15 protein-coding genes are annotated in these 22,744 nt (G+C 71.3%); 7 read left to right on the forward strand and 8 right to left on the reverse strand.

The genetic code is table 11. The features are described from left to right. Positions 1-7: 7 nt before the first annotated feature. The 6 genes from ACFY30_RS06865 to ACFY30_RS06890 form a co-directional block, all read right to left on the reverse strand. On the reverse strand, positions 8-1,849 hold the full coding sequence (locus ACFY30_RS06865) for a LamG-like jellyroll fold domain-containing protein (RefSeq protein ID WP_390844090.1): 1,842 nt from the start codon (positions 1,847-1,849) through the stop codon (positions 8-10). Between the two features lie 64 nt (positions 1,850-1,913). Continuing rightward, complete coding sequence (locus ACFY30_RS06870) at positions 1,914-4,856, reverse strand: glycoside hydrolase family 2 TIM barrel-domain containing protein (protein WP_390844091.1); 2,943 nt, start codon at positions 4,854-4,856, stop codon at positions 1,914-1,916. Beyond that, positions 4,853-5,689: a carbohydrate ABC transporter permease gene (locus tag ACFY30_RS06875; RefSeq protein WP_390844092.1), complete on the reverse strand. Its 837-nt coding sequence runs from the start codon at positions 5,687-5,689 to the stop codon at positions 4,853-4,855. The genes ACFY30_RS06870 and ACFY30_RS06875 overlap by 4 nt, the downstream gene beginning before the upstream one ends. A gap of 13 nt (positions 5,690-5,702) precedes the next feature. Then, positions 5,703-6,659: a carbohydrate ABC transporter permease gene (locus ACFY30_RS06880; RefSeq protein ID WP_390844093.1), complete on the reverse strand. Its 957-nt coding sequence runs from the start codon at positions 6,657-6,659 to the stop codon at positions 5,703-5,705. After that, a complete protein-coding gene (locus tag ACFY30_RS06885; protein ID WP_390844094.1) occupies positions 6,659-7,945 on the reverse strand; it encodes an ABC transporter substrate-binding protein in 1,287 nt (428 codons plus the stop codon). The genes ACFY30_RS06880 and ACFY30_RS06885 overlap by 1 nt, the downstream gene beginning before the upstream one ends. An 87-nt stretch (positions 7,946-8,032) precedes the next feature. Beyond that, on the reverse strand, positions 8,033-9,088 hold the full coding sequence (locus ACFY30_RS06890) for a carbohydrate kinase family protein (RefSeq protein WP_390844095.1): 1,056 nt from the start codon (positions 9,086-9,088) through the stop codon (positions 8,033-8,035). A gap of 157 nt (positions 9,089-9,245) precedes the next feature. Here ACFY30_RS06890 and ACFY30_RS06895 point away from each other — a divergent pair, with 157 nt between their 5' ends. The 5 genes from ACFY30_RS06895 (at position 9,246) to ACFY30_RS06915 (ending at position 17,363) form a co-directional block, all read left to right on the forward strand. Continuing rightward, positions 9,246-10,010, forward strand: a complete 765-nt coding sequence (locus ACFY30_RS06895; protein WP_390844096.1) for a DeoR/GlpR family DNA-binding transcription regulator — start codon at positions 9,246-9,248, stop codon at positions 10,008-10,010. Then, positions 10,007-11,347 carry a 6-phospho-beta-glucosidase gene (locus ACFY30_RS06900; RefSeq protein ID WP_390844097.1) on the forward strand — a complete coding sequence of 447 codons (1,341 nt, stop codon included), beginning with the start codon at positions 10,007-10,009 and terminating at the stop codon, positions 11,345-11,347. The genes ACFY30_RS06895 and ACFY30_RS06900 overlap by 4 nt, the downstream gene beginning before the upstream one ends. 78 nt (positions 11,348-11,425) lie before the next feature. Continuing rightward, complete coding sequence (locus ACFY30_RS06905; protein ID WP_390844098.1) at positions 11,426-14,482, forward strand: alpha-mannosidase; 3,057 nt, start codon at positions 11,426-11,428, stop codon at positions 14,480-14,482. Positions 14,483-14,914: 432 nt separating this feature from the next. Then, positions 14,915-16,198 (forward strand): alpha-L-fucosidase, encoded by a 1,284-nt coding sequence (locus tag ACFY30_RS06910; RefSeq protein ID WP_390844099.1) that lies wholly within the window; start codon positions 14,915-14,917, stop codon positions 16,196-16,198. Positions 16,199-16,442: 244 nt separating this feature from the next. Beyond that, on the forward strand, positions 16,443-17,363 hold the full coding sequence (locus ACFY30_RS06915; RefSeq protein ID WP_390844100.1) for a sulfotransferase: 921 nt from the start codon (positions 16,443-16,445) through the stop codon (positions 17,361-17,363). 390 nt (positions 17,364-17,753) lie between these two features. Here the strand turns inward: ACFY30_RS06915 and ACFY30_RS06920 are convergent, their stop codons facing one another. Together ACFY30_RS06920 and ACFY30_RS06925 are read right to left on the reverse strand one after the other, a co-directional pair. Then, positions 17,754-19,394: a carbohydrate binding domain-containing protein gene (locus ACFY30_RS06920; RefSeq protein WP_390844204.1), complete on the reverse strand. Its 1,641-nt coding sequence runs from the start codon at positions 19,392-19,394 to the stop codon at positions 17,754-17,756. A gap of 235 nt (positions 19,395-19,629) precedes the next feature. Continuing rightward, on the reverse strand, positions 19,630-20,775 hold the full coding sequence (locus tag ACFY30_RS06925) for an ATP-grasp domain-containing protein (protein WP_390844101.1): 1,146 nt from the start codon (positions 20,773-20,775) through the stop codon (positions 19,630-19,632). A 323-nt stretch (positions 20,776-21,098) separates the two neighbouring features. On the opposite strand from ACFY30_RS06925, the gene ACFY30_RS06930 reads away from it, so the two are divergent. Next, the gene (locus ACFY30_RS06930; RefSeq protein ID WP_390844102.1) at positions 21,099-22,043 is read left to right on the forward strand and encodes a metallophosphoesterase family protein; all 945 of its coding nucleotides are present in this window, start codon (positions 21,099-21,101) and stop codon (positions 22,041-22,043) included. Beyond that, positions 22,040-22,729, forward strand: a complete 690-nt coding sequence (locus ACFY30_RS06935; protein ID WP_390844103.1) for a 4'-phosphopantetheinyl transferase — start codon at positions 22,040-22,042, stop codon at positions 22,727-22,729. Before ACFY30_RS06930 ends, ACFY30_RS06935 begins: the two co-directional genes overlap by 4 nt. Positions 22,730-22,744 lie beyond the last annotated feature (15 nt).

The raw sequence follows: 22,744 nt of genomic DNA on the forward strand, positions 1-22,744 counted from the left end.
GTGGGCGTCAGTGGTTCATGAAGGAGGAGACGGGCAGTGCCCGGGAGACGATCCGGACGTCGCCGAGGCGGCCGTGCAGGATCTGGTCGATGCGTCCGGCGTACTCGTAGCCGCCGAGCAGCCACGGCAGTCCGACGGAGGTGATGCCGACGGCCTTCGCCCGCGGGTTGCGCACGACCGGGCAGCCCTCGACGTACAGCGTGGTGTGCGCGCCGTCGTTGACGGCGGCGAGGTGCCACCAGGTCTCCAGCGGGGTCTCCTGTCCCCAGTTGGTGGCGATGCCCTCCTGGTTCAGCGGACGCGTCGCCCACTGCGGCTCGCGGTCGTCGGACAGGGACAGCGTGGCGAGCGGTTCGTCGGGATCGTCGCCGGTCCTGCCCGCGGCGCCACCCGTTCCGCTCCGGCCGACCAGTCCCGACCAGGCGTGGTGCGCCGGATCCCAGTCGGCCGGGAGGCGGTAGAACGCCTCGATGGTGTAACCGTCCTCGAACGTCTCCGTGTTGAGCGGAGCGCCGTCGACCGTGCGCAGGTACGCCCCCGTCAGCGGGGATCTGAAGCCCCGGAACTCCAGGCTGCCGTGGCCGGGCTGGTCGGGGTGGTGGTCCGTCGACCAGCCCAGTGTGCCGCCGCCGACCGTGACGACGGCGAGGTCGTTTCCGTTCCCCGTACGGTCCCGGACGGTGCCGGAGACGGTCGTACCGTCGTCGTGGCCGTCGAACCGCCAGTAGGCGACCGTGCCGGGCACGACGATCTTCGACGCCGGACGCGCGGGCCGGGCCGGTACCGGGTCGAAGCCGGAGAAGCGGTCGGCGAAGTCGATGCCGACCGAGAACCGGTCTGCTGCGCCGGTGAGTTCGCTCTCCTGGCGCTCCAGCTCGTTGAGCCCCTTCGCGGCCCGGCCCAGGATCCACGGGGAGACGGTCTCCACATCGATGACGTCTCGGTCCAGGTCGAAGCGGTACAGGCGGATCATCGCCGCTCCGCCGTAGTAACGGTTCTGATAGTTCATCAGGTGCAGGTGGACGTCATGTCCCGCCGCGTTCACGCGTATTGCCCGGCCCGCCGGCCAGTAGTGCCCGTTGAGGGTGAGGAAGATCTGGTCGTGTTCCTCGATCAGCCGGTCCCACAGCTGCTCTCCGTACGCCGACAGGGAGTCGTCCCCGACGACCAGCTCGTGGGTCGTCAGGACGACCGGCGTCCTCGGATGCCGGGCCAGGACATCGGCGGCCCAGGCGTACCCCCGGTCCGACAGCCGCCAGTCCAGCGCCAGCACCATCCACTCGCGCCCGGCGGCCCGGAACAGATGGAAGGTGTTGTATCCGTCGGGGGAGGCCCCGCCGAAGGTGGACTTCCCCCGGAAGCGCCGCGGGCCGAACGCGTCCAGGTACGGGGTCGTGCCCCGCTGGTCGGTCGTCGACGCCCGCACGTCGTGGTTGCCGGCCAGGACGCTGTAACCGACCCCGCGCCGGTCCAGCGGCTCGAACGCCGCGCCGATCGCGGCGAATTCGGCCGCAGCGCCGTTCTGCGTCAGGTCGCCGAGGTGGGACAGGAAGACGATGTTCTCCTCCCGGCCGTGCTCCAGCAGATAGCGCAGGGACGCCTCGACCGGCGCCCCGTCGATGCTCGGACCGTCGAAGAGGTACTGGGTGTCGGGCATCACGGCCAGCGTGAAGCGGCGGCTGTCGGTGTCGGGGCGCCAGGCGGACGGCGTCGCCTCGGCGTCGGCGGCCGGCAGCGCGGCCGAGGCCGTCGCCGCCGCGCCCAGCAGCGCGGCGGCCCGCAGGAAACCACGACGTCCGGCGCCGGTCTGCGCGGCCTCGCCCGGTCCGTGGGCATGCGACGTACACACATGTGCTCCGTAGGGGAAGCGGGGGAAGGTCCTTGGGGATGTGAAGGGGACAGGGCCGGCGGGGTCACAGGGTGCGCAGGGTCCAGCTCCAGCGGTGGACGCCGGGTGCGACGAGGTAGGAGGGGAAGGTGTCGGGTCCGCACGAGGCCGTACCGAGGCCCCGGTGGGCGGCGTCCAGGTGCACCACGCAGCCCGCGCGCGGCACCAGTTGGTCGTGATGGGCGGCGGCGGTCAGATCCTCGGCGCGGTACCGCGTCACGGAGACCTGCCGAGGCTCGTCCGGGGTGACCACGAGCCCCGGGGTGTCCGGTCCGCGGAGCGTGAAGCGCCGCACGCCGTGCCGGCCGCCGCTCTCCTGGGGCCGCAGGTAGGGGGTGAACAACGCGTCCACGGGGAGGGAGTGATGGCCCACCGGCGCGCCCCCGCTCCGGTCCGGGTAGGACTCCCAGGGGCCCTGCCCGAACCACTCCAGCCGGTCGAACCCGGCGACCGTCTCGAAGACCGACCCGACCCGGGCCACATCCTCGAACTCCGCCGGAAGTTCCGCCAGTTCGTCCACCCGGACGCCGCCCTCGACGGGCGTGAGGACCTGCCGGTGCCGGACCACGCCGGTCGTGCCCGCGTACTGTGCGAGAACGGTCACCGAGTCGCCGTCGCGCCGCACCGACACCACCGTGCGCACGAGCGCGTCCAGCCCCCACGCCCGCCGGCGCGACGCCGTTCCGCCGAGCTCGTCGTTGTCGGTGGGCGCCCGCCACAGCGACAGCGTGGGCCCGGCGGTCAGCAGCGGATGGACGAGCAGCCCGTCGGCGTCGACCTCGACGCTGCCGGAGACCACCGGGTCCTCGACCACGACGGCCGCCCGCAGCCGCACCTGCGGCGCGCACACCTCCGTGCCCCGCGGCGCCCATGCCAGATCCTCGGCGGTCGTCACGCGCAGCGTCAGCCACGCCTCGCCGCCGTCGTCGGGCAACGCCATCGGCAGCGGCACCACGGCCGTCTCGCCCGGCCGCAGCACGGGGAGTCCGGCCGGAGCCCTCAGCGTACGGCCGTCCGCCAGCGCCAGCTCCCACTCGCCCGCGAGCCACTCCAGGCCCCGGAAGTGCTGGTGGTTGGAGACGACCAGCCCCTCGTGCCGGAACAGCTCCAGCCGTACCGGCGCGGCGATCTCCCGGTGCTCGTACATGACGGGCTTCGGAGTGCGGTCGGGGAAGACGACGCCGTCCGCGACGAACGCGCCGTCGTGGTCCTTCTCGCCGAAGTCGCCGCCGTACGCCCAGCGGTGGCCCCGGGCGGTGACACCGTTGTCGTAGAGCCCGGCGCCCCCACGACCGACCGGTCTTCCGTCGTTCACGGACTGAAGGATGCCGTGGTCCCAGAACTCCCAGATGAACCCGCCCTGAAGGCCCGGGGTGGCCTCGATGGCGGCCCAGTGGTCGGCCAGCGTGCCGTTGCTGTTGCCCATCGCGTGCGAGTACTCGCACTGGATGAGCGGCTTGGTCTGCTCCCCGGACAGCGCGTGCGCCACGCAGTCCTCCAGCGGCGCGTACATCGGGCAGGCGATGTCGGAGGCGACGTCCGGATCCGCCCAGCCGCGCTTGGCGGCCCCCTCGTACTGCAGGGGCCGGGTCGGGTCGTGCCGGCGCAGCCAGCCCGCGGCCGCGTCGTGGTTCGCGCCGTAGTCCGACTCGTTGCCCAGCGACCAGATGATCACCGACGGGTGGTTCTTGTCCCGCAGCACCATCCGCGACACCCGGTCCACGAAGGCGTTCAGATAGCGCGGGTCGTCGGCGATCTCATGGGCGTGGTCGTGGGACTCGATGTCCGCCTCGTCGACCACGTAGAAGCCGAGTTCGTCCGCGAGATCCAGCAGACCGGGGTCGTTGGGATAGTGCGCGGTGCGGATCGCGTTGAAGCCGAAACGCTTCAGCAGGACCAGGTCCGCGCGCATGTCCTCGTACGACACCGTGCGCCCCGTCAGCGGGTGGAAGTCGTGCCGGTTCACGCCCCGGACGAAGATCCGCTCCCCGTTGACCAGCAGGTCCCGGCCGGCCACCTCGACGTCCCGGAAGCCGACCCGGTGCCGGGAGGTGTCGGCCACGCTGCCGTCGGCGCGGTGCAGGCGCACCGTCAGGCCGTACAGCTCGGGCGTCTCGGCGGTCCAGGCGCGCACCTCGGGCACGCGCGTGTGCAGCCGTGCCTCGCCGAGGAAGGCGGAGACCCGCTCGTCCTCGGCGTTGAGCCGGTCGAACTCCGTGTCCCGCGTGAGCGCCGACCCGTCCAGCTCCCCGCTGACGTACCAGCCCTCGGGCAGCGCCCCGCCCGCGTCCCGCACCCGGCAGTCGACCCGCAGGTCCCCGTCCCGCGACGCGCGCACGGTCACGTCGGCCAGGTGCAGCGGGTCGGTCGCGTAGAGGAGCACCGAGCGGGTGATCCCGCCGTGCCACCAGTGGTCCTGGTCCTCGATGTGCGAGGCGTCCGACCACTTGACGACGGTCAGCCGGACGACCGAGCGCGCACCGGGGCGCACGACGTCCGACAGATCGAACTCGGCGGCGAGATGCGAGTCCTTGGACACGCCGACGGGCCGCCCGTCCACGTGCACCAGCAGCACGCTCTCGGCAGCCCCGACCTGCAGCACGATCCGGCGTCCGGCCCACTCGGCGGGGACGTCGACCTCGCGCTCGTAGACACCCGTCGGGTTGTGGTCGGCGGGCGAGAGCGGGGGGTATTCCGTATACGGCATACGGATGTTCAGATACTGCGGAAGGTCGGCCGTGGACCGCAGTGGGTCGTCGGTGTCCTGCATGGTCCATACGCCCGGCACGACCGCCGTCGACCACGCACCGCCGACCGGCGCTTGGGGAGCGGACAGCAACTGGAAACGCCAGTCACCGTCCAGGGAGTGGGCTCCGGCGCGCCGGTCGACGGCGTTCATGGGCAGCCGTCCCCAGGAGGTCACCTCGGGTGCCGTCCAGGGGCGCAGCGCCAGTAGGGGGTCCGTCACTTGACGGCTCCCTTGGCGAGGTCCCCGATGATCTGGCGGGCGCCGACCGCGAACACGATCAGCAGGGGGAGGAGTGCGAGCAGGGCGCCGGTCATGACCATTCCGTAGTCCGTCGTTCCGTGGGTTCCGTTGAGCTGGGACAGCGCGACCTGGAGGGTGACGTTGTCCGGGTCGGTGAGGGCGATCAGGGGCCAGGCGTAGTCGTTCCACTGGCCCATGAAGGTGAAGATGCCGAGGAAGGCCAGGCCGGGGCGGACCACCGGCAGGGCCACGTGCCAGTACTGGCGCAGGAAGCCGGCGCCGTCGATGCGGGAGGCGTCGAGGAGCTCGTCGTGGATGGCGCCCTTCATGTACTGGCGCATCCAGAAGATGCCGAACGCGTTGGCGGCCGCCGGAACGATCAGCGAGGTCATCGAGCCGATCCAGCCGAGCTTCGCCATGATGACGAACTGCGGGATCGCCGCGAGCTGCGCGGGCACCATGAAGATGGCCATGAGCAACGCGAACAGCAAGCGCTTTCCCGGGAAGGTGAACTTCGCGAAGACGAACGCGGCCAGCGAGTCGAGGAACAGCACCAGGACGGTCACCGAGCCCGCCACGAGGAGCGAGTTGGCCATAGAGCCGAAGAAGTCGACGCTGTCGAGGAGATGGCGGACGTTGTCCGCGAAGTGCGAGCCCGGCAGCAGCTTCGGCGGGTAGGAGAAGATCTCGCTCGACGTGTGCGTCGACATGATCACGGCCCAGTAGAACGGGAAGGCCGACAGCAGCACACCGGCGATCAGCGTCGCGTGCAGGGCGACGCCCCGGCGCCGGGATCCCTTGATGGATGCCATGGGGGTGGGCCTCCTAGTCTTCGCCCCGGCGCTGCACCAGGCGCCAGTTGACGATCGAGAAGAGGACGACGACGAGGAAGATGCCCCACGCCACGGCGGCGCCGTAGCCGAAGTCGTTGTTGTCGAAGGTCTGCTGGAAGAAGTAGAGGACCATCGTCCGCCCGGCGTGGTCGGGACCGCCGGAGAACGTCGAGTCGTTGGAGGTGTTCTGCAGCAGGACCTGCGGTTCGGAGAAACTCTGCAGACCGGTGACCGTGGAGATGACGAGCACGAACAGCAGCACCGGCCGCATCAGCGGCAGCGTCACCCGGAAGAACGTCTGCACCGGACCGGCGCCGTCCATACGGGCCGCTTCGTACAGTTCACCGGGGATCGTCTGCAGTCCGGCGAGGAAGATGATCGCGTTGTACCCCGTCCACTGCCAGGTCATCAGCGTGGCGACGGCGACCTTGATGCCCCAGGGCGTGTTCAGCCAGGCCACCTGCTCCACCCCGACGGCCCGCAACAGGGCGTTCACCAGGCCGAAGTTGGTGGAGAACACCGATCCGAAGACGATCGCGATCGCCACGACCGAGGTCACGTTCGGCAGGAAGTACGCGAACCGGTAGGCGTTCTTGAACCGCACGGCCGAGTTGAGCAGGACGGCCGTCACCATCGCCAGGAAGACCATGGGGAAGGTGGCCAGCGCCCAGATCACGACCGTGTTCCCGATCGAGCTCCAGAAGTCGCCGTCGCTCAGCAGGTAGGTGTACTGCGACAGGCCCGCCCACTCCATCGGGCCGAGCCCGTCCCAGCGGTGGAAGGACAGATACAGCGAGAAGCCGACCGGGACCAGGCCGAAGCAGAGGAACAGCAGATAGAACGGCGAGATGGCCGCGTACAGATGCCAGTGTCCGCGGAACCCCCGGCGGGGTCGGGGGGCCGAGGTCCGCTCCACGGTGACGGCGGGCTTTTCCAGCGCGGTGGCCATCAGTGGCTCACCCCCAGGTGGTCCGCGATCCGCCGGCACTTGCTCATGGCGTCCTTCCATGCCTGGTCGGGGTTCTTGCCGAGGACGCCGACGTTCTTGATCTCGTCCTTGACGGGCTGGCCGAGCGCCACGTCGTACGGGCTGTTGTAGGCGACGGCGATCTTTCGTGCCGCGGGCCCGAAGACGTCCATGGTGACCTGGCCGCCGAAGAAGTCGTCGGGCTCGCGCAGTTGCCTCAGTCCGTACGCGGCGGGAGTGGACGGGAAGAGGCCCGCGTCGACGAACCCCTGGGCCTGGTTGGCCGCGTCCAGCATCCAGGTGATGATCTCGAAGGCCTGCTCGGGCTCCCGGCAGGCCTTGGTGATCGCCAGGAACGAACCGCCGTTGTTGGAGGGCCGGACCGGCATGTCGGCCACCCGCCATCGGCCCTTCGTCCTCGGCACGCCGTTCTTGAGGTCGTTGGTCGCCCACGAGGCGCCGAGCTGACTGGGCAGCTTGCCGTCCTGGACGGCCGACAGCTGGTCGGGGGTGCCGTTGACGAGGTCCGAGACGATCCCGCGCCGCTTGGCCTCCACGGCGAGTGCCCAGGCGGCGCGCACATGCTCCTGGTCGCCGATGAAGTGGCGGTCCTTGTCGACGTACCGCTCGCCGCCCTGCTGCACCGCGTTCTCGAACACGGAGTTGACGTCGGTGAGCAGGTACGTGCCCGGGATCCGCCGCTTGAGCCGCTCGCCCGCCGCGAAGAACTTCTCCCAGGTGTCGAGCTCCTTCGACACGTCCTGCGGCTCGTACGGCAGTCCGGCCCTGCGGAAGACGTCGTACTGGTAGAAGTGGGCGACCGGTCCGCAGTCGATCGGGAAGCCGATCATCGTGCCGTCGTCGGCGATGCCCTGGTCCCACTTCCAGGCCAGGTACCGGCTCCGGTACTTCTCCGCGCCGAGCGTGCGCAGGTCCACGAACTGGCCGGCGTTGGGCAGATAGGACGCCATGTCCTCGCCCTTGAGTCCGGCGACGTCGGGGATGTGGGCGCGGCCGGCCATCGTGGTGATCAGCTTGGAGCGGTAGTAACCGCCGATCTTGATGGCCTGGAGGTCGACCGCGCCGCCGTAGCGGGCCTTGGCCTTCGCGACGACGGTGTCGCCCAGGCCGCCGTCCCAGTACCACAGGACCATGTTCCGGCCGGTCGAACCGGTCGGAACGGCACAGCCGGACGCCAGGCCGCCGAGCGCCGTGGCGGCCGTGCCGGCCAGACCGGCGCGCAGCAGGCCTCTACGTGAGAGCCGCAACGCTCCCACCGCCTTTCGGATCTGTTCGCGTCTTCACAGACGGGATGCACCACCAGGGGCGAGCTTCGGGGGAAGGACCGGCGCCGGTCAGGGCAGCCGGGCGGGCGGGGTGACCGGGGCGTACCGCACGGGCGGGCCGACGTCCGCCGGGATGCGGCCGGCGAGGAAGCCGTACGCCCGTCTCACCTCCGGGTCGGTCACCGAACGCCACCAACGGTCGACGCCGTACCAGCCGGGCGCGGCCAGCGCCCCGCCGTGATGGCGTACGGACAACCCGGCGGCCAGGACGGCGAACCGCAGCCGTTCCTCCAGCGGCCAGCCGCCGAGCGAGGCGGCGACGAAACTCGCGCCGAACACGTCACCGGCACCCGTCGCGTCCAGGACATCGATGTCAAGCGCGGGGACCTCCGCGTACTCGCCGGTCGTCTGGTCGACCGCGACGGCGCCGTCGCCGCCCCGGGTGACGACCGCCACCGGCACCAGCTCCGCGAGCGTGCCGAGCGCCGCGAGCGGGCTGTCGGTGCGGGTGTAGGCCATCGCCTCGGCCTCGTTGGGGAGGAAGGCGTGGCACAGGGCGAGCTGTTCGAGGAGGTCGGGGGACCACTGCCGGGTGGGGTCCCAGCCGACGTCGGCGTAGATCCGCGTGCCGTTCGCCGCCGCCTTCGCGAGCCATTCCCGTGGCTCGGCCTCGATGTGCACGAGGGCGGTGCGCGCTTCGGGCGGGTCGCCCATCAGCGCGTCCTGGGAGTACGGCGGCTCCTGGCCGTGGGTGACGAGGGCCCGGTCGTGCGAGGGGGTCCCCCCGGGCGCGGGCGGCCGGGAGCGGGGGAGAGCGAGGGCGACGGTGACCGGGGTGGGCCAGCCCTCGGCGACCCGGGAGAGCGAGAGGTCCACGCCCTCCTGGCCGGCGAGGACCTCGTGGCAGTGCGCGCCGTAGAAGTCGTCGCCGAAGACCGTGGCCAGGGAGGTTCTGAGGCCGAAGCGGGAGGCGGCCACCGCGAGGTTGGCGATGCCGCCGGGGCCGCAGCCCATGCCGTCGGTCCAGATCTCCTCGCCCGGCGTGGGCGGTCCGCCCAGTCCGGTGAGGACGAGGTCGTAGAAGAGCAGCCCGGTCAGCAGCACATCGGGCCGGTCGTCGTCCACGGAGGCGTCCTCTCGTCGGGGAGCTCGCGCCCGTCACGGGAGCTCGTCAGAACTCTTCATTTCGTGACCGGAATCGTGCGACGCCCGCAGCCGCTGGTCAATACCTGAGCAGAACTGCGCATAGAAATGATTGAAGCTGACGAGTAGTGTTCATGGCGTGCTGGCAGAACGACGACATCAACTCATCCTGCGGGCCCTGCGCTCCGGCGGTCCCGCAGCCGTGACCGATCTCTCCGAACAGCTGGGCGTGAGTCCCGCCACGATCCGGCGTGACCTGGTCAAACTCGAGGAGGACGGCCTGCTCACCCGGGTCCACGGCGGGGCCGTGGTCGAGGAGGGCGACCAGCCCTTCGCCGAGGTCGCCGAGGTGCGCGTACCGGAGAAGGACGCCATCGCCGCGCACGCGGCGGCGCTGATCGAGGACGGCCAGTCGGTCCTGCTCGACATCGGCACCACCGCCTACCGCCTGGCCCGTCAGCTGCACGGCCGCCGCCTCACCGTGATCACCAGCAACCTGGTGGTCTACGAGGAGCTCGCCGACGACGAGGGCATCGAACTGGTGCTGCTCGGGGGGATGCTGCGTCGCGAGTACCGCTCCCTGGTCGGCTTCCTCACCGAGGACAACCTGCGCCAGCTGCACGCGGACTGGCTCTTCCTCGGCACCAGTGGAGTGCGCCCGGGCGGGCAGGTGATGGACACGACGGTCGTCGAGGTGCCGGTGAAGCGGGCCATGATCAAGGCGGGCGACAAGGTGGTCCTGCTGGCCGACGCGGCGAAGTTCCCGGGTACGGGCATGGCGAAGGTCTGCGGTCCCGAGGACCTGGACGTGGTGGTGACGAACGCGCCGGTCGACCCGGCGACCCGAGCCTCCCTGGAGGAGGCGGGCGTCGAGGTGGTCGTGGCAGGAAAGGTGCAGACGTGAAGCTGACGATTCTGGGCGGCGGCGGGTTCCGGGTGCCGCTCGTGTACGGGGCGCTCCTCGGGGACCGTGCGGAGGGGCGGGTCACCGAGGTCGTTCTGCACGATCTGGACGACGGTCGACTGTATGCAGTCGCCCGTGTACTGGCGGAACAGGCCGCGGGCGTCCCCGACGCCCCCACTGTGACGGCCACGACCGACCTGGACGACGCCCTGCGCGGTGCCGACTTCATCTTCTCCGCGATCCGCGTCGGCGGACTGCAGGGCCGGGCCGACGACGAGCGGATCGCCCTCGCGCAGGGCGTCCTCGGCCAGGAGACGGTCGGCGCGGGCGGTGTCGCGTACGGACTGCGGACCGTCCCCGTCGCCGTCGACATCGCCCGGCGCGTCGCCCGCCTCGCCCCCGACGCCTGGCTCATCAACTTCACCAACCCGGCCGGCCTGGTCACCGAGGCCATGTCCCGCCACCTCGGCGACCGGGTCATCGGCATCTGCGACTCACCGGTCGGCCTCGGCCGCCGTATCGCCCGGGTGCTCGGCGCGGACCCGAAGCAGGCGTGGATCGACTACGTCGGCCTCAACCACCTCGGCTGGGTCCGCGGCCTGCGTGTCGCCGGCCGCGACGAGCTGCCGAGGCTGCTCGCCGATCCCGACCTGCTCGGCTCCTTCGAGGAGGGCAAGCTGTTCGGCGTCGACTGGCTGCGGTCGCTCGGCGCGATCCCGAACGAGTACCTGCACTACTACTACTTCAATCGCGAGGCCGTCCGCGCCTACCAGCAGGCCGAGAAGACCCGCGGCGCCTTCCTGCGCGAGCAGCAGGCCCGTTTCTACGAGGAGATGCGCGACCCCGGCGCGGCGGCCCTGTCCGCCTGGGACCGCACCCGCGCCGAGCGGGAGGCCACCTACATGTCGGAGAACCGGGAGACGGCGGGCGCCGGCGAGCGCGACGCCGACGACCTCTCCGGCGGCTACGAGAAGGTGGCCCTCGCCCTGATGCGGGCCATCGCCCGCGACGAGCGCACCACCCTGATCCTCAACGTGCGCAACCAGGGCACCCTGTCGGTGCTCGATGCGGACGCCGTCATCGAGGTGCCGTGCCTCGTCGACGCCAACGGCGCCCACCCGGTCGCGGTCGACCCGCTGCCCGGCCACGCCACCGGGCTGGTGTGCGCGGTCAAGGCGGTCGAGCGGGAGGTGCTGGCCGCCGCCGAGTCCGGCTCCCGGGCGACGGCGGTGAAGGCGTTCGCGCTGCATCCGCTGGTCGACTCCGTGAACGTCGCCCGCAAGCTCGTCGAGGGCTATGCCGAGGTTCATCCCGGGCTCGCGTACCTTAGGCGCTGACACCTGAGAGAAAGCGCTTTCCGAGCCCGTCGGCTCTCCCCGCCCGGTTCCCTCTTCCCGGTTTCCTGGAGACACCCCATGCACGACGAACGCCGCCGCATCGAGGAGCGCGTCGAGCGCGTCCACAACCAGCGCATCAAGCCCGCGATCTACGCGGCCACCGTTCCCTTCGAGGTCGAGGCCTGGCAGGCGCCGGGGGAGCCGGTCTCGTTCGAGGAGGCCGCGGCCGCCGCCTACACGCCCTTCGCGATGGACACTCCATGGGGTCCGCCGTGGGGGACCACGTGGTTCCGGATGCGCGGCCAGGTGCCCGCCGAGTGGGCGGGCCGGCGCGTCGAGGCCGTCATCGACCTCGGGTTCGTCGGCGACTGGCCCGGCAACCAGGCCGAGGCACTGGTGCACCGGACCGACGGGACCCCGCTGAAGGCGGTCAACCCGCTCAACCAGTACGTGCCGGTCGGCAACCCCGCGGCCGGCGGCGAGCGGATCGACTACCTGGTCGAGGCGGCCTCCAACCCCGACATCCTGGCGAACGACTTCGCCGCGCCGACGCCGCTCGGCGATGTACTGACGGCAGGCGACCGTCCGCTGTATACATTCCGCCGCGCCGACCTCGCGGTCCTCGACGAGCAGGTCTGGCACCTCGACCTGGACCTCCAGGTGCTGCGCGGGCTCATGGTCCACCTCGGCGAGCACGAACCGCGCCGCCACGAGATCATGCACACCCTGGACCGGGCCATGGACACCCTGGACCTGGACGACATCTCCGGCAGCGCGGCGGCCGTCCGCGAGGTGCTCGCCCCCGCCCTGGCCCGGCCCGCGCACGCCAGCGCCCACACCATCTCCGGCGTCGGCCACGCGCACATCGACTCCGCCTGGCTGTGGCCGATCCGCGAGACCAAGCGCAAGACGTCCCGCACCTTCTCCAACGTCACGGCCCTGGCCGACGAGTACGAGGACTTCGTCTTCGCCTGTTCGCAGGCCCAGCAGTACGAGTGGGTGCGCGACAACTACCCGCAGGTGTGGGCCCGGATCCAGGAGTCGGTGAAGAAGGGCCAGTGGGTGCCGGTCGGCGGCATGTGGGTGGAGGCCGACGGCAACCTGCCCGGCGGCGAGGCGATCGCCCGCCAGCTCATCCACGGCAAGCGGTTCTTCATCGAGCACTTCGGCGTCGAGACCAAGGGCGTCTGGCTGCCCGACTCCTTCGGCTACACCGCCGCCTACCCGCAGCTGGCCAAGCTCGCCGGCAACGACTGGTTCCTCACCCAGAAGATCTCCTGGAACCAGACGAACAAGTTCCCCCACCACACCTTCTGGTGGGAGGGAATCGACGGCACCCGCATCTTCACCCACTTCCCGCCGGTCGACACCTACAACGCCCGCTTCAGCGGCGAGGAGATGGACCGCGCGGTCCGCAACTACAACGAGAAGGGCGCCGGTACACGCTCGCTCGCCCCGTTCGGCTGGGGCGACGGCGGTGGCGGCCCCACCCGCGAGATCATGGAGCGGGCCCGCCGCCTCGCCGACCTCGAGGGCTCGCCCAAGGTGGTCATCGAGCACCCCGACCAGTTCTTCGCCAAGGCCCGCGAGGAGTACCCGGACGCCCCGGTGTGGGTCGGCGAGCTCTACCTGGAGCTGCACCGCGCCACCTACACCTCCCAGGCCCGCACCAAGCAGGGCAACCGGCGCAGTGAACACCGCCTGCGCGAGGCCGAGTTGTGGGCGACGACGGCCGCCCTGCACGCGCCGGGCTACGCCTACCCGTACGAGAGGCTGGACCGGCTGTGGAAGACGGTGCTGCTGCACCAGTTCCACGACATCCTGCCGGGCTCGTCGATCGCCTGGGTCCACCGGGAGGCGGAGGCCGAGTACGCGCGCGTGGCCGGCGAACTGGAGGCGCTGACCGCCGAGGCGGTCGCCGCGCTCGGCACGGGCGGGACCCGGGTGTTCAACACGAGCCCCTACGACCGGGCGGAGGTGATCCGCACCTCCACGGGCGCACCGGCGTACGTGGAGGTGCCCGCCGGCGGCAGCGCGCCCCTGGCCGCCGCCGGGTCGCCGCAGCCGGTCACGGTGTCCGGCCGGGTCCTCGACAACGGGCTGGTCCGGGTGGAGGTGGCGGAAGACGGGACACTGTCCTCTGTCTACGATCTGCGGGCGAACCGCGAGGTCCTCGCCGGCCGGGGCAACCTGCTCCGCCTGCACACCGACCTGCCCAACTACTGGGACGCCTGGGACATCGACAAGCACTACAGGAACCGTTTCACCGACCTGCTCGACCCGGACTCGGTCACCGTCGTCGACGACGACCCGCTGCTCGGCGCGATCCGGGTCACCCGCTCCTTCGGCAAGGGCTCGACCCTCACCCAGACCGTCACCGTCCGGGCCGGCAGCCCCCGCATCGACATCGAGACCGACATCGACTGGCACGAGGCCGAGAAGATCCTCAAGGCGGCCTTCCCCGTCGACATCCGGGCCGCGCACTCCTCCGCCGAGATCCAGTTCGGCCATGTCCAGCGGCCCACGCACACCAACACCACCTGGGAGTCGGCCCGCTTCGAGGTCTCCGGCCACCGCTGGGTGCACATCGGCGAACCGGGCTACGGAGTCGCGGTCCTCAACGACTCGACGTACGGCCACGACGTCTCCCGCACGGTCCGCGAGGACGGTGGTACGACGACCACCGTCGCCCTCAGCCTGGTGCGCGCCCCGCGCGTCCCGGACCCCGGTGCCGACCAGGGCCGGCACCGGTTGACGTACTCCCTGCTGCCGGGCGCCACGATCGGGGACGCGGTCGCCGAGGGCTACGCGCTCAACCTGCCGCTGCGCGTGGCGGAGTCGGCGGGCGCGGCCGAGCCGGTCGTGACCGTGGAGGGCGAGGGCGTGACCGTCGAGGCGGTCAAGCTCGCCGACGACCGGTCGGGCGACGTGGTCGTGCGGCTGTACGAGTCTCGCGGCGGCCGGGCCCGGGGCGTGCTGCGCACCGGCTTCCCGCTGGCCGGCGCCCAGGTCACCGACCTGCTGGAACGGCCGTGGGAGGAGGACAGGGCGGCGGCCGTGACCCGTGACGGCGCGGTCGAGGTGACGCTGCGCCCCTTCCAGGTCCTGACACTCCGGCTGCGGCGCGGCCAGTAGGGCGGCGGCGGGGCGGCGGGGTCGCAGGGCCTCAGGCCCGAAGGCCACCGGGCCCGAAGGCCACCGGGCCCGAAGGCCACCGGGCCCGAAGACCACCGGGCCTGTAGGCCACCGGGCCTGTAGGCCACCGGGCCCTCAGGCCACCCGGGCACGTGGCCGCAGGGGGCCCGAAGTCCCGGACAGGCCGGTAGGGCCCGAGGAGAGGGCCAGTGGGCCGCAGAGGCCGACCTCCGTGGCCTCGGGCGGCCTGGGAGGGCCCGGCCTCGGCGTCCGCAAGGCCCGGCCTCAGGGTCCGCGGGGCCTGACTCAGGGTCCACCGGGCCCGGCTTCAGGGTCCGCGGGGTCCGACTCAGGGTCCACCGGGCCCGGCTTCGGGGCCCGCGGGGTCCGACCCCGACGGGCGGGGCACGACCGCCGTGCTCCGCCCGCCCAGTGAAGTCACCCGACAAGTCGAGGAGTTCAGCCGTGCCCATGCAACCCTGGTTCACCGAGGCCAAGTTGGGGATCTTCGTCCACTGGGGGATCTACGCCGTCGACGGCGTCCAGGAGTCCTGGTCCTTCTACGACGACATCGTGCCGCACGAGCGGTACATGTCCCAGCTCGACCGGTTCACCGGCGCCCGGTACGACCCGCGCGCCTGGGCCGACCTGTTCGCCCGCGCGGGCGCCCGATACGCCGTACTGACGACGCGTCACCACGACGGCGTGGCCCTGTGGGACACCGCGTACGGCGATCTCCACCTCGGCCGGGACTACCTCACGGGATACGCCGACGCCCTGCGCGAGAAGGGCCTCAAGGTCGGTTTCTACTACTCCCACTCCGACTGGAACCACCCCGACTACGCCAGCACGCGCAAGCCTGGACGTCCGCCGGAGATGGAGGACAACCGCTACTCCGAGTGCCCGGCACAGGAAGAGGACCTTCAGGCCTGGGAACGCTTCCTCGCCTACCGCGACGGCCAGATCCGGGAACTGGCCTCCCGGCACCGGCCCGACCTGATGTGGTTCGACGGCGAGTGGGACCGCAGCGAGGAACAGTGGCGCATCCCCGAACTCGCCGCGCTCATCCGCTCGTACACGCCCGACGTGGTCTTCAACGCCCGCATGCTGAGCGAGGGCGACTACGCCACCCCGGAGCAGGGCGCCCCGATCGTCCCGCCGGACGGCCCGTGGGAGCTGTGTCTGACGATCAACGACTCTTGGGGCTACCAGCACCACGACCACAACCACAAGTCACTGGCCCAGCTGATCCGCTACTTCACCGAGACCATCGGAGGGGGCGGCAACCTGCTGCTCGATGTCGGTCCGATGGAGGACGGCACCATCCCGCAGCCGCAGGTCGAACGCCTCGAAGGGCTGGGGGAGTGGATCCGCAGGCATGCCGACGCCGTCTACGGGACGGTGCGCGGGCTGCCGGCCGGGCACCACTACGGCCCGAGCACTCTTTCCGCCGACGGCCGCACCCTCTACCTCACGCTGTTCGACATCCCGCGCGCGGAGATCGGCGTCCGGGGGCTGGCGACGCCCGTCCGCAGGGTCACCGTCCTGGGCACCGGTGCCGAACTCGGTCACCGGGTCGTGGGCGGGCTGCACGAGGCGGTGGGCGTGCTGTGGATCGACCCGCCGGCCGTCTCCGACCTCGACCCGCACGCCACGGTGCTCGCCGTGGAACTGGACGGTGAACTGGAGCTCTACCGGGGTTCGGGCCGCTTCTGAGACTCCCGACGGCCCGGGCCGTTTCCCAGGCCCCGACGCCCGGACCGTTTCCCGGGCCCCGACGGGCCGGGCCGTTTCCGAGGCCTCCCACGAGTCTCGCCGGGCGCCACGCCCAGGACATCCACAAGGGGTCACAGAAACCTTTAAGAAAGGGGTAAGAGGCCAGATCAGAGGCGGAATACGGGATTTCGCGGCCCCTGCGCGTCGTCCGCGCGACACCTGGAGTTCGCCCGGGGCGCCTGGGATGCGGGCGCACGGCGCAAGAGAGAGGTGTCACGGTGAACAATCCGCGCATGTGCGCGATAGGCAAGGGGCTGAAGCGACGAGGAAGGCTGATGAGGGAGGCGGTGAGCCCGCCGCGGCGCACCCTGAACGCCGTGCCCTCACCGCGCAGCGGGCCTGCGTCCGCCGCGGCCTCGTACACCGCGCCGCCGACGCCCCGCCTGGTGGAGTCCCCGGTGTTCGTGCTCTCCTCGGTGCGCTCCGGGTCGACGCTGCTGCGGGGCGTCCTCAACAGCCACGGCCGGATCCGCGCACCGCACGAGATGCATCTGCGCACCCTCCACGTGAGGCCAGCCGTGACTTCACCGCCGAGGCGATGCAGGCGCTCGCACTCGACCGCACCGAGCTGGAGCACATGCTCTGGGACCGGGTGCTGCACCTGGAGCTCGTCCGCAGCGGCAAGGACGTCATCGTCGACAAGACGCCCCCGAACACCCTCATCTGGCCCCGGTTGCAGAGGTGTTGGCTCGGCGCCCGGTACGTCCTGCTGCTGCGTCACCCCGCCGCGGTGGTCGCCTCCCTCACCCACCGTCGCAAGGACCCCGACCACGAGGCCGTCCGTGCCGAGGTGCTCGGCTACGCGGAGAAGCTGGAGGAGGCGCGGCAGAGCCTCGTTCACGCGCATGTCGTCCGCTACGAGGAGCTCACCGCCGAGCCGGAGCGCGCGGTCAGGGGACTGCGCGCGTACCTCGGGGTGCCGTGGGAGCCCGCCATGCTGGAGTACGGCCGGGGCCGGCACGGCACCTTCCGGCCGAAGCTGGGGGACTGGTCCAGCACCATCAAGTCGGGCCGCATCCAGCGCGCCCGCACCGCCGACCTCTCCCTCGCGCTGCCGCCGCGCCTCGACGAGATCGCCCGGGCCTGGGGCTGTCCCACGCAGTGACCCGGGGCATCGGGCGGGGGACGAGGACCCCGGACAGGGGCGAGCGGTCGGCCGCTCCCCGTGACAGCGGCCGACCGACCCGATCCCCCGTGCCCGGGGATTCCTTTCGGGCCCCGGCTCCCCCGTTGACCCTGTGGTGCTTCCCCGTGGTGCTTCCCCCAGGGAACTTCGTGGATCCCTGTGCCACACCGCGGGCCCACCGGGGTCCCCCGTGCTCCCCCGTCGTCCCCCGTTCTCCCCGGTGGCCCTCGCGGTGACATCGTTAAGAGCACCCACCCCGGGCCCTGATACACCTTCCGTGAAAAAAAGTCCCCCGGATCTGGATCCGGGGGACTTCGCGGGCGGACGTGGCCGGCCGGGCGGGTGCGGTCCGCCCGGCCCGCCGGGGACTCAGCCGGTGAAGCCGGCCGTGATGGAGGTGAACTGCCAGGTGCTCTGGCTGATGCCGGAGCAGTTGCTCACCACGCCTCCGCCCGGGCACGGCCGGTCGCGGTTGACGGCCCAGTAGGCGAGCCGCGCGATGTGGTGGGAGTTGGCCCAGTCGCGGATCTGCGTCCAGATCGCCGGGGTCGTGTTCTCCTGCTGGTCGGACAGGCCGTTCATGCCCGAGATGCCGATGTGGGCGTAGGCGGTGGCGTCGTCCCAGCCGAAGGTGGACTTCAGCTTGGCCTTCAAACCCTCCGTCGCGTTCACGGTGTTGCCGTACATGTCGGAACCGCCGCCGAAGTCGAACGGCATGATGGTGAAGACGTCGATGTCGGCGCCCAGCGACTTGGCCTGCTCGATGAGCCGGTTGCCGTAGTACGTCGGCCCGGTGGTCGACGTCCCGAAGGTGACGATGGTCTTCAGGCCGGGGTTGTTGGCCTTCACCGTCTTCAGCGCGGTGAGGATCCGCGCCTGCACGGCCTCGTTCTCGAACTCATCCGTGTTCTCGATGTCCATGTCGATCGCCTTCAGCGAGTAGGCGTCGACGACCTTCTGCAGCGCGCCCGCGAGCGCACCGGCGGAGGAGCAGTTGGCGCCGAGCTTGCTGCCCTGCCAGCCGCCGAACGACGGCACGATGTCACCGCCCGCCGAGCGGACCTGGTTGATGACGGTCTGGTCGACCCCGCCCGTCAGCGGCCGGGTGCTGTCCCACATCGGGTTGCAGCCGCCGCCGTCCAGCATGAACGCCATCGTGAACCACTTGACGCCGGTCGAGCTCATCACCGTGGACACGTTCGGCGGATCGCCCCAGCCCTCGTACAGATAGGGCGCGGCCTGCTTGAACGTCGTCCCGCCGCTGCCCGCGTTCGTCGTCACGGACACCGAGCCGGAGGAGGCGGAGACGTTCCCGGCGGCGTCGCGCGCCTTCACCGAGAAGGTGTAACCGGTGCTGGGCGACAGCCCGCTGACGGTGGCCGAGGTGCCGGCGACGCTCAGTACCTGGGTGGACCCGCGGTAGATGTCGTACGCCGTGACCCCGACGTTGTCCGTCGAGGCGTTCCAGGACAGCGACACGCTGGAGGAGGTCTTGCCGGTGGAGGTCAGTCCGGACGGCGCGCTGGGCGCCTGGGTGTCCGAGCCGCCGCCCCCGCCGCCCGGCCCGTCCAGACTGATGTCGTCGGCGTAGTAGGTGCCCTGGGCGTACCAGCCGTGCACATAGACGGTCGCGCTGGTCTGCGAGGCCCCGGTGGTGAAGGACACCGACAGCGGGCTGTACGCAGAGGTCGACGACGTCCAGGTGGAGGCGCCGCCGTCGACGCCGAGGTAGACGTAGCTGCCCCGCACCCAGCCGCTCAGCGTGTACGCCGTGTTCGGCTGGACGGAGACGGTCTGGCTGCACCTGGCGTTGTCGCTCGAACTCACGGCCCCGGCAAGGGACTTGGAGCCGCCGTGCACGGGCGAGGAGACGACCGAGCCGAGATTGCCGGTGCAGGACCAGGGCGACGGCGCCCCGGACTCGAAGCCGGGGTTGGTGAGGACGTTGGCTGCCTGGGCGGTGCCGGGGAGGGCGATGGCCCCGGCGAGCGCGAGGGCCGCGGAGCCCATCAGGGCGAGAACTCGACGCCAGGGGCGTCTGTGGGGTGTCGTGCGCACGCGGTCTCCCTGAAGGTATGGGGTGCTCGGGAGTGCAGGAGGTGCAAGAGGGTGCGCAACAAAGTTGGTATGGACCAATCCGCCTGTCAAGGAGAGAGGCAGAATTGGTCCATACCGGTGAGATGATCCGTGCGAGGGGGCGGGAAACGGTGCGGGCCGCCGCGACGGACCCGCACCCGCCTGCCGCCTACAGCGGCAGTGCCTCCGCCGCGGCCGCCGCGGGCGCCGTCGTCTCCACGGAGTCGGCCTGCGCGGGCACGGCCGGCAGCAGCGGCTCGGCGGTGTTCTCGATCCGCTGGTGCGGCAGCGACACGGCGCGCAGCGGCCGGGGCCCCGACACCACCGTGTAGTCCTGCCCGAGGAACGGCGGCACGACCTCGCCCGGGTCCTCGCCGAGCGCCAACTGCACAGCGGCCCAAGGGGCGTTGACCCCGCACAGGGACAGCTGGTGCAGTCCGCCGGCCGGACGGGTGTTGACGTCCATCAGCACCGGCCGGTCGCCGAACATCCGGAACTGGATGTTGGACAGGTAGTGCAGCCCGAATCCCTCGGCGATGCGCCGGGCCGGCTCCAGCCACTGCTCGTGCAGCGTGAAACCGCGCCGACGGCCGTTCTTGGTGCGACCGATGGCCATCCGCAGATGATTGTCGGGCCCGGTGAGGCAGTCCACCGACACCTCCGGCTGCTCCAGACGGGGCATCACCAGCCAGTCCACGGTCTCGTCGGCCTGCTCGAGCACCTCGACGACCGGATCCAGCTGGACGTACGGGGTCGGGAAGCCGCTGAGGTGCATGAGCGAGAAGGGGGAACGCGTGATCACGCGGAAACCCACCCCGCCCGCGCCGGACGCCGGCTTGAAGCACGCCCTGTGCCCGGCGTCCTCCAACTCCTCGACGGCGGCGACGAGTTCGCCGGCACTGCGGACCCGGTACCACGGCGGCACGGGCACGCCGATCGCCTGGACCGCCTCGTAGGCGATCACCTTGTCCTCGAACACGGCGACGGCCTCGGGCGTCGGCGCCAGCAGGGCCGTGCCGATCGCCTCGAAGTCGGCGCGGTGCGCCACGATCGCCGCCTGCTCCATCCGGGGTACGAACACGTCGATGCCGCGGCGCTGGCACTGGTCCAGCGCGTACTCGACGTAGGCGGCGGGGGACAGGCCCTCGGGCTCCAGGTCGGCGGTGTCGGCGGCGGCCAGCACGGGCGAGTCCGCGTCGCCGTGCGTCGCGTGGATCTCGACCGCGCGATCGCTCGGATTTCGCCGCAGCTGATCCATGAAGAACACGTTCTCCGCGTACGTGCGGTTGAGCCAGACGCGTACGCGAGAGACCATGCGAGGCCGCCTTTCACGGTTCGCGGGCAGGGCAAAGCAGGCCCGTGCCCGGGCAGGGGGAATGGAGGGTCACCAAACCGCCCTGCTGAAGGGGCATTCATGGCGGTGGTGTTGGGGCGATCATACGGGGTCCCAGGGGTGCCGCGTGCAACGCGCGTGTTACGGATTTTCTGATCTTGTTCACGAATGTCGAGAGCTCGGGTAATGACCTGACCCGCCGGTAACCGAACGATCGCGGTCGGCGACCGGGTGTGGCCTTGTCCCGAGGGCGCGAATGTGCTGTCGTGGTGACCTTCGCGGGTGGGTGAACGGAGGGACGCGAGGTGACGTCGACGGCCGGTGGTGCCGGACAGCTGCTGGCCGTCAGCGATCTGCACATCGGCTATCCCGAGAACCGCGCCCTGGTCGAGCGCATGGTGCCGGAGACGGACGACGACTGGCTACTGGTGGCCGGGGACGTCTCGGAGAACGTGGCCGACATCCGCTGGGCGCTGAAGACCCTCGCCGGCCGCTTCCGCAAGGTGGTCTGGGCCCCCGGCAACCACGAGCTGTGGACCCACCCCTCCGACCCCGTCGCCCTGCGCGGCGTCGCCCGTTACGAGCACCTCGTCGGCCTCTGCCGCGACCTGGGCGTGATCACCCCCGAGGACCCCTATCCGGTGTGGGAGGGCCCGGGCGGCCCGGTGGCCGTGACACCGCTGTTCCTCTTGTACGACTACTCGTTCCTGCCGGCCGGATGCACGACCAAGGCGGAGGGGCTCGCGTACGCGGAGGGGACCGGCATCGTCTGCAACGACGAGTACCTGCTGCACCCCGACCCCTACCCGACCCGCGAGGCCTGGTGCCGGGCGCGTGTCGCCGAGACCGAACGCAGACTCGCCGAACTCCCGGACGACCTGCCCGTCGTCCCCGTCAACCACTACCCGCTGCACCGTCACCCGATGGACGTACTGTGGCACCCCGAGTTCGCCATGTGGTGCGGCACGGAGCTGACCGCGGACTGGCACCGCCGCTTCCGCGTCGCGGCCATGGTCTACGGCCATCTGCACATCCCGCGCACCACCTGGCACGAGGGCGTCCGCTTCGAGGAGGTGTCGGTGGGCTACCCGCGCGAGTGGCGCAAGCGTACGCAGCCGCCGGGCCGGCTCCGCCGCATCCTTCCTGCGGGGCCGGGGCCGGGGCCGGGGCCGGAGCGGGAGAGCGCGCCGAAGACGCCGGAGGAGACCGGGACGGGGAAGGAACCGCGGGCGGAGGGTGGGATCCGGTGATCGAGGAGCTGCTGCCGGAGTCCGTGGTGGTCGTCGAGGCCTTCGGGGAGGACGGCGTCCGGGAGTTCGGGGACGCGCCGCTGTACCCCGAGGAGGAGGCGCTGATGGCCCGCTCGGTCGCGAAACGCCGCCGTGAGTTCACCGTCGTGCGCTCCTGCGCCCGGCGCGCGATGGAGAAGCTCGGGGTGCCCCCGCAGCCCGTGCTGCCCGGGGAGCGCGGCGCCCCGCAGTGGCCGGACGGTCTGACCGGCAGCATGACGCACTGCGACGGCTACGCTGCCGCGGCCCTGGTCCGTGCCGCGGACCTGGCCTCCGTCGGCATCGACGCCGAGCCCCACCAGCCGCTTCCGGAGGGAGTGCTCTCCGCGGTCGCCCTGCCCGTCGAGGAGCAGCGGCTGCGCCGCCTGGGCGCGGACCGGCCCGAGGTGCACTGGGACCGGCTGCTGTTCAGCGCGAAGGAGTCCGTCTACAAGGCGTGGTTCCCTCTCACCCGTAAGTGGCTGGACTTCAGCGAGGCCGACATCGACGTCTCGGCGGGGTCCGCCGGGCAGGCGCGCGGCACCTTCCACGCGCGCCTCCTCGTGCCCGGACCGGTGGTCGGCGGCCACCGGGTCGGGTACTTCGAGGGCAGCTGGACCGTCCGTCGGGGGCTGGTGGCCACGGCGATCGCCGTCCACGGCGTCTGAGGCCGGCCGGGGGGA

Origin of the sequence: Streptomyces sp. NPDC000345 (assembly GCF_042898825.1) — a bacterium.
Lineage (GTDB): Bacteria > Actinomycetota > Actinomycetes > Streptomycetales > Streptomycetaceae > Streptomyces.